This is a genomic window from Providencia burhodogranariea DSM 19968 (genome assembly GCF_000314855.2).
Lineage (GTDB): Bacteria > Pseudomonadota > Gammaproteobacteria > Enterobacterales > Enterobacteriaceae > Providencia > Providencia burhodogranariea.
Genome location: NZ_KB233227.1, coordinates 117749 through 125853 on the forward strand (window position 1 = coordinate 117749; position 8105 = coordinate 125853).

Annotated in this window: 6 protein-coding genes; all 6 read left to right on the plus strand. The window is 47.4% G+C overall.

The window, feature by feature from the left end; translation table 11 throughout:
• Positions 1-239: 239 nt before the first annotated feature.
• The 6 genes from OOA_RS19080 to OOA_RS19105 all read left to right on the plus strand — a co-directional run bounded on the left by OOA_RS19080 (position 240) and on the right by OOA_RS19105 (position 7768).
• Complete coding sequence (locus OOA_RS19080; RefSeq protein WP_008913815.1) at positions 240-779, plus strand: single-stranded DNA-binding protein; 540 nt, start codon at positions 240-242, stop codon at positions 777-779.
• Positions 780-1072: 293 nt separating this feature from the next.
• Positions 1073-1690, plus strand: a complete 618-nt coding sequence (locus OOA_RS19085) for a TetR/AcrR family transcriptional regulator (RefSeq protein ID WP_008913816.1) — start codon at positions 1073-1075, stop codon at positions 1688-1690.
• Between the two features lie 215 nt (positions 1691-1905).
• A complete protein-coding gene (locus OOA_RS19090; RefSeq protein WP_008913817.1) occupies positions 1906-2127 on the plus strand; it encodes a hypothetical protein in 222 nt (73 codons plus the stop codon).
• A gap of 295 nt (positions 2128-2422) precedes the next feature.
• Positions 2423-4033, plus strand: coding sequence for an AMP-binding protein (locus OOA_RS19095; protein WP_008913818.1), 1611 nt, complete (start codon positions 2423-2425; stop codon positions 4031-4033).
• Entirely contained in the window at positions 4033-4764 is a 732-nt protein-coding gene (locus OOA_RS19100) for a thioesterase II family protein (RefSeq protein ID WP_008913819.1), read from the plus strand. Before OOA_RS19095 ends, OOA_RS19100 begins: the two co-directional genes overlap by 1 nt.
• Positions 4765-4894: 130 nt before the next feature.
• Positions 4895-7768 carry a type I polyketide synthase gene (locus OOA_RS19105; RefSeq protein WP_008913820.1) on the plus strand — a complete coding sequence of 958 codons (2874 nt, stop codon included), beginning with the start codon at positions 4895-4897 and terminating at the stop codon, positions 7766-7768.
• The last annotated feature ends 337 nt before the right edge of the window (positions 7769-8105 follow it).

Consider the following 8105-nt stretch of genomic DNA (forward strand, 5'->3'; position numbering starts at 1 on the left):
TCATAAGTCAATTATTATTGCACAATATCGACTGATTGGATATACAGTGTTTCATTAAAAAACAGATTTACGAGCCCCTTCGAAATATGTTTTTATGGCGTAGTTTAAATTTCCAAAGCCGTCCGCAAGTTGAGCGACTCGCTTGTAATTTCGTATTCAATACGTATGCAATATAGGTTTGTCATGCTAAACTTCACAACTATTATAGAGATTAAATTTAATGCATCAGGAGTGTTTAAATGGCCAGCAGAGGCGTAAATAAAGTAATTCTTATCGGTAATTTAGGGCAAGATCCTGAAATCCGTTACATGCCAAACGGTGGAGCCGTGGCAAACCTGACTCTGGCAACTTCTGAAAGCTGGCGCGATAAGCAAACCGGTGAAATGCGTGAAAAAACAGAATGGCACCGTGTTGTAATTTTCGGGAAATTAGCTGAAGTTGCAGGTGAATACCTGAAAAAGGGCTCACAAGTTTATATCGAAGGTTCTTTGCAAACCCGTAAGTGGCAAGACCAAAGCGGTCAAGATCGCTACAGCACTGAAGTCGTCGTTAACATTGGCGGGTCAATGCAAATGTTAGGCGGTCGTGGTGGCGAATCTTCAGGCCAAAGCCAAGGCGGTCAGGGTAATCAAGGTGGCCAAGGCGGTTGGGGTCAACCTCAGCAACCCGCAGCTGCACAGCAATTTAGTGGCGGTGGTGCACCAGCAGCGCGTTCACAAGCGCCAGCAACACAAAACAACGAACCACCAATGGACTTTGATGACGATATTCCATTCTAGGATTTACCTGAGACCTAGTTTTGTAAAATTTATGATTGAAAGCCCCGCTAGTCGGGGTTTTCATTTTTCTATTTTCCATTATTATGTTATTTATGTCCTGCTATTCTCAATACACTGCTCAGAGTGTTGTTATCATCATATTGAATCATAATATTTTTTATTGAATTTTTTTATTCGAGACAATTGCTAGTGCTTTTGTTAGTGAATGGAAAAGGCTTCTTTATAATTAAACAACCCTCTCGCCAATCAGTTCGATATTGTCTACTATCTTGGTTAATTCCTGAGTTAATAAAATGGTTAAAATGGAAATAAAGAAAACAGACGCAAAGCCACGCACCAAACCGGCAGAAGTCCGTCTTGATGAACTCATGGATGCAGCACAGCATTTGTTCATCACCAAGGGGTTCGAAGCGACGACCATTAGCGAGATCGTACGTGATGCGCAGGTGGCAAAGGGAACCTTCTACCATTATTTCCCATCGAAAAATGAGATGCTTTCCGCCCTGCGTGAGCGTTTTACTGGGCATTTTATCGAACAGATTCAGCAGGCAGTTGATGCCTGTCCAGAGGCCGACAGCATTGCGCGCCTGCGAGCTTGGTGTTATGCCGGGGTCATGGCCTATTTTGATAGTATGGCGCTCCATGATGCGCTGTATCATGATCATCATTACCATACTCGAGGTAATCAAGATCGTGACGCGGTATTAGAGCAGATTCTGACTATTCTCAATGATGGCAGCACCTGTGGTGCATGGCAGCTGGATAATCCACGCCTGACCGCTATTTTGATGTATCACGGCATGCATGGAGCCGTGGATGATGCAGTTGTCAGTGATGAAACTGACAAAGCCTGTCTAAGCCAACAGCTGACAGAGGAATTCTTGCGTTTGCTCGGCTACCGTCAGCCATAATTATCGTAAGAGGTGTAGTAGTGGCTACGTCTCTTTTATATTTTTGCTGTTTCCCTGTTATTACTTCCCGTCGCCTCATATTATCTCGCCCCTAAAAACCATATTTTTTAATTATTTTTATTGTCGCTCTTATAAATTTAAGTTATGTAAAAAATTGACCCACATGATGTCAGTGATGATAATTATTATTTTCATTAATGAGCGAGGCATTTTGTATGGATTTTGACAGCATAATATTGCTTCTTTCTGAGGTGGGTATCCCAAAGAATGTACTGAGTGATGCAGATGGAAGTTGGCAGTTACGTCGTGATTTATCGCTATCTTCAGCGGAAACTGTAGCATTACAAGCTCGTTTACAGCAGCAAACAGGAAAGCTGTTTTCATTGTGGGGAAATCATGATTATTCTCTTGATGAGATTATCTCTTTGGTTAACTGAAAATGAAAAATAACCTCAAAGTAATGACCTAAATCATGATTATCATGGCGCGATAGGTGAGTAGGTATACGGGAAATACAAATAAAATTAATATATTTAATTGATTGATGGTCCGTTGACGTGTTTGTTGATGTCCATGAAATAATAAAAACCAGTAAGCAGTTTTCTCTTCCATGTGAGTTTGTACAGCAGTGAAATCAACGTTCAGGTAGAACTAATGAACGTTGGGATTATGCATGATTGCAGTTGAAAAAAAATCAAATCAATCAGTTATAATACATATCATGGAGTTAAAATGGTTAAATTTAGCAGCTCATTGAATCAACGTCTGCTGGATGCGTTGCAGAAAAATATGCACCGTCCTGCGTTGTTTGAAGAAGATAGCGTGATTAGCTACGGGCAGTTAGCCGATCGAGTTGCTTCATGCAGTCATCGCCTGCAGCAGCTAGGTGTGAAGAAGTCAGATTGTGTGGCAATGCAACTTCGTAATACGCATCAGGCGGTCGTGCTAATGCTATCTACACTGATGATCGGCGCGATCCCCGTCCCTATCCTTTCGTCTTATCGTGAAAAAGAGCTTCGTTATATTCTGCAAACAACTACCCCAAAAGTGATAGCCTTACAGCGTAGTACCCGGCGTTATAATCCTCTCTCGTACTTACAAAAATTGCAGCAAGAGAACATTAATATCGATGTGGTACTGGTCGAGGATTACGATGATAGCGAGCATGATAAGCAGTATCTGAATCTGCAGGATTTCTGTTCAGTATTGGAACCACTTCCGGCACAGGCGCTGATGGTAATGGATGATGACGATATCGTTATGATGCTGCTGTCTAGTGGAACCACTGGCCTTCCGAAGGCTATTGCTCATAAAAATAGGGGCTATAGCCATATGATCGCCTGCGGGTGCGGTATCTTTAGCTTAACTGACCGCTCCATTTACTTTGCGGCGATGCCGATTTCTCACGCATTTGTTCTCAATAGCCCGGGAATATTGGGAGCGCTGTCATGTGGAGGTGCTGTCGTGCTCGCTGATGCGCCTTCGGCTGAGCAGGCCCTGGATATTATCTGCCACCGCGGTGTGACTCATACCAGTCTCGTTCCGACGCTACTCTCGCAATGGGCTAATGTACAGCGCGAAAGCCCGCGTTTTATCAACTCGTTGTTACATGTATTGGTAGGCGGCGCACGCGTTACTCCTGAGCTTGCAACCTACGCGTCTGACATTCTCGGTATTACCATTCAACAATGTTATGGCATGAGTGAAGGGCTACTCTGTTTTAACCGCATTAGTGATGACGATAATATTCGCTTTCATTCTCAGGGGCGCCCGCTTTGTGTGGAAGACGAGATCCGTATCATTGACGCGCAGGGAGAAATCGTCCCGATTGGGCACTCCGGTGAATTGATTGCCCGAGGCCCTTGTACCATTACCCGTTACTACCAAAATACACAGGCCGATAGCCGCGCTTTTACGACAGATGGTTTTTATCGTACCGGTGATATTGCTCATGTCGATCGTCAGGGCAACGTATTTATTGATGGGCGCGTTAATGATGCGATTAACCGTGGCGGGGAGAAATTTTCACCCAATGAAATCGAGGAGCTGGCGCTTCATCATCCAGCGATCCGCGACGCTGCTTGTATCGGGATTACGGATGCCCTGTATGGCGAGGTGTCTTGCCTTTTTGTCACCACGGATGATATCGGATTGACGTTGGGGGACGTGCGACAATTTTTTGAGCAACAGGGAATTGCCTCGTTTAAAGCACCGGAAAGGCTGATTGTGATTGATACTATTCCGATGAAAGGGATCGGAAAAATTGATCGTCTGGCGTTACACGCCTTGTTGGTGCAAGAAGATGTCTCCCCTCAGAGCGTCACAACTAGGAAGTTATCATAATGAAACCTCTTATCAGCTATAACCGAACAGTGATGCGTTTCAGTCAGTATGGTGTGGAGCCAGTAGAAAAACAGCTAGTAGTCTTTCCTCACGCGGGTGGTAGTGCCGCTTTCTATCAGCCGTGGCGAGAGCGACTATCAGCTAAGTGCGATCTGTTGGTGGTGCAATATCCAAACCGGGAGGAACGGCATGGCGAGGAGCCGTGGCAAGGTGCAGAGGAGGCGATCACTGCGTGTAGCCATGGCCTACGTGAGGTACTAGGTATCGCTCCGATAACCTTTTTTGGGCATAGCATGGGGGCACTATTGGCGCTACAAGTCGCAATGACACTGTGGGATTCACGTTTTTCCTGCCGGAGGCTGGTGCTTTCCTCGCAGCGGGTGCCTGCAGAATTGTTGATGCTGCAACAGTACGCCTCATGCCAGCAACTGCTCGATAGAATACTTAGCTATAGCGAGGACACAGGAATCATGCATCTTGATGATCTGACGCGTCAGATCGTCGCTGGCCATATTTTGCAGGATCTGACGTTGCTTGGACAGCTAGCAGAACTGCCCGTTGCCGATATCCCGTTACGGATTATTGGCGGTGAAGACGATCCTCTGGTGGGGGAGACAGAACGTGAAGGCTGGTCTGCCCTTGTGACTGAGTGTCAACAGAGTAGCTGGCCGGGTGGTCATTTTTACTTCCAGCAGGACTTAGATGCTTTTTTATCCGAGCTGTTGCAGTAATCTGAAGCTCGCGGCTGTTGATCTGTGCTGCTTATTTTTACCGCACTAATGAGTGAAATAACAGTAAGGTAATCATGTCACTTATCTGTTGGGATATCAGCGCATTAGGTTTCAAATGGAGGAGAATGATATGCAACCGCCAAACGACATAAGTCAAAAGATAGCGTTGATAGGGATAGCTTGCCGTTTTCCTGGCGCTAATGATGTCGAAACATGGTGGCACAATTTGATTAACGGGGTAGAGTCGCTGGTTGCGCTGGATAGCAGTCCGTCAGAAAATCCCGATTTTGTCGGGGTGGCTGCTCCATTAGCCCAAGATATTGCCCGTTTTGATGCCGGCTTTTTTGGTCTTAGTGCGCGGGAAGCGATGCTGATGGACCCTCAGCATCGCCTATTTCTTGAGTGTGCTTGGCATGCTCTGGAAAACGCCGGAATTGTCCCTGCGGCGCTGCCGGATACCGCACTATTCGCGGGGTGCAGCAACTCTGAATATTTACGGCAAAATAGAGGCACGCTGCGCTTTGCCACCTTGGCTCCTTCATCCTTTGAAGAGCAGATTACTAACGATAAAGATTATCTCAGCACACGAATAGCTTGGCATATGGGGTTTGGTGGTCCAGTGATGAATGTTCAAGCCGCCTGTGCGACGTCTCTAGTAGCTGTTTGTGAGGCTGTCTATGCTTTACGAAGTAGGCGTTGCAATATTGCGCTGGCTGGAGCTTGTACCCTGCGCATTCCTGAGCTTGAAGGCTATTTCAGTCAGCAGGGCATGATCTTCGCAAAAGATGGGCACTGTCGACCATTTTCTGCGGATGCTAGTGGAACCGTATTTGGCAGTGGCGTCGGAGTTGTGGTGATGAAGCGTCTGGAGGACGCGCTGGCGGCCAAGGATGAGGTGATTGCCGTAATTGATGGCGTGGCGATGAATAATGATGGAGCTGAAAAAGTCAGCTTTACTACCACTAGTCTTACGGGTCAGCAGCGGCTATTGCGTCAGGCCTTGCGGGATGCGCAGCGGCACCCGGAAGATTTCCGAGCTATAGAAACTCACGGTACGGGCACATTGGCGGGAGATCCAATAGAATTTTCTGCACTCAACGCGGTGTTTCGTGAGTTTACCGAGCGGGTAGGTTTCTGCGCTCTCGGTGCCGTCAAGGCAAACGTTGGTCATCTAGAAACCGCTGCTGGGATGGCCGGGTTGATTAAGGCTGCGCTACAAATTAAACACGGCTGGCTGACACCGCAAATTAATTTCACAGCCGCCAATCCAGCATTCGATCTTGACCACAGCCCGTTTACCGTGCTGACTGCCGCAGAGCGCTGGCATTCAGGTGATCCCCGATGTGCCATTGGCGTTAGCGCCTTTGGTATTGGTGGTAGCAATGCTCATGTGGTGTTGACACGCCCTGATGCTATTGACGCGGTGTCTGAATTGCGCCCCTCTTCACTGGTAGACAAGGTGGTACCGATATCTGCGCGTTCTGAGCAAGCTTGGTATCAACTGACGAAGCAGTATCGTCAATTAGAGGCTGGTGACGGATTAGCCGCGCTGGCTTGGAGCGCTCAAACCCTGAGGCAGGGAATGCGTTACCGCGGTACGTTGGGTCCAGATGAGGAGGGAAAACTAGTAATAAAGGAGGAAATGCTCGACAGTGGTAAAGGGCGACTGAGTGTGGTCTTTCAGTTTCCCGGTCAGGGCAGCCAGTTTATCGGTATGGCTCGTGAGCTGATGGCTCATGACCCCATCTTTCATGACCTGATGCTAGAGAAAATGGCTATTTTGCGTCAGAAGATGCAGATTGATATTTCCATTCTGTTCAGCGATGAGGGTGATAGTACTAAATTGAACAACACCTCGCTGACGCAGCCAACCTTGATTGCAGTGGAAATTTCTCTTGCCGAGTTACTGATGCATTATGGCGTGGTTCCCGACTGCGTGTTAGGCCACAGTGTAGGTGAGATTGCAGCTGCATGGCTCGTGGGAGCTTTCTCCATAGAACAAGCACTAATATTTGCATCGCAACGCGGCCGCCTGATGTCGTCTCTGGAAGGAGGATCTATGTTAGCGGTCGAACTGAGCGAAAGCGATTGCCAGCCTTGGCTTGGTAGAGAGATATCGCTGGCAGCAGTGAATAGTGAAAACAGTAGTGTGCTATCAGGTAGTGTAGCCGCGCTGGCTGATTGCAAGCAACGGCTTGATAGGGCGAGCATTCGCTATAAATCTCTTAGCGTTTCACACGCGTTTCATTCGGCAAGTATGGATCCGATCCTCAGCGATCTGCATCATATCGTCCCTACCGTTAACGTGGTGCATCACGAGGTGCGTTATTACTCCACACTACTAGCGCAAGAGGTCAGAGACCTGCGCCAACTGAATGCCGATTACTGGTGTCGGCATGCTCGCGAGACGGTACGCTATCACCAGACGCTACAGCAGATCCCCGATCGCGGCAAAACTCTATTTATTGAAGTGGGGCCCGGGTCAACTCTCACCGCGCTGGTGGCCAAGCTACGACTACTCGGAGGAAAAACCTCTGCGGTACGCACGTTACGCAGGTATGATGACTCCTTAAGTGAGTCCGCGTTGTGGGTGAAGGCTCTGCAAAAAATCTGGCGGGCTGGTGTAGATATCAGCTGGTCACGACTCTGGACGGTACCCCCTCGACGAGTCACGCTACCACTTTATCCGTTTGACCATCAGTATTGGTGGATGGGAGATCGTGAGCTACCCGTCAGCCCACAGTTTAGCCCCAATACCGATGTTGAGGAGTTGGATGTACTGATGGCACGTATCAACCAGTTATGGCATGAAGTGACAGGGGCGTTACCCGCATCGGCGTATCAGGATTTTTATGATTCTGGAGGGCAGTCGCTGATGGCGCTGCGTCTGATGACTCGGTTGGAACAGGAATTTGGTGTTGCGGTAAGTATGGCCGATTTTTTACAACAACCAACTCCGTCCGGCCTCCGTCATTGTTTACAGAAATCGGGTGTTGTTGAGTAAAACATCATTCGATAATAGGATGAATATCAAGTCTGTATCGAGTGCAACATTGAACAATAAACCGTATCAGATTGAAACTGTGCAATTTGATTATGGGCGTTATTTATACTCGCGATACATTGCGGCCACCTTGCAGAGAAATTTGGCGCTAGAATCGCCTGACAGGTAGGTGATACCCTAGGGCTGTCGATCTTTGAGGTTTTTTTGAACGGCATGGTGATGATGTATAATCAGTTTCGCCAAAAAGTAACCATACAAATAATCACCATACCAAGAACAATGTTAACAGAAAAACAGTGGGCTACGCTATGCCAACTCATGAGAAATACAGGACGAG

What these genes read in the sequence shown, in the direction of transcription:
- OOA_RS19080 (WP_008913815.1), top strand. Translation starts at nt 240, where the DNA reads ATGGCCAGCAGAGGCGTAAATAAAGTAATTCTTATCGGTAATTTAGGG.
- OOA_RS19085 (WP_008913816.1), top strand. Translation starts at nt 1,073, where the DNA reads ATGGTTAAAATGGAAATAAAGAAAACAGACGCAAAGCCACGCACCAAA.
- OOA_RS19090 (WP_008913817.1), top strand. Translation starts at nt 1,906, where the DNA reads ATGGATTTTGACAGCATAATATTGCTTCTTTCTGAGGTGGGTATCCCA.
- OOA_RS19095 (WP_008913818.1), top strand. Translation starts at nt 2,423, where the DNA reads ATGGTTAAATTTAGCAGCTCATTGAATCAACGTCTGCTGGATGCGTTG.
- OOA_RS19100 (WP_008913819.1), top strand. Translation starts at nt 4,033, where the DNA reads ATGAAACCTCTTATCAGCTATAACCGAACAGTGATGCGTTTCAGTCAG.
- OOA_RS19105 (WP_008913820.1), top strand. Translation starts at nt 4,895, where the DNA reads ATGCAACCGCCAAACGACATAAGTCAAAAGATAGCGTTGATAGGGATA.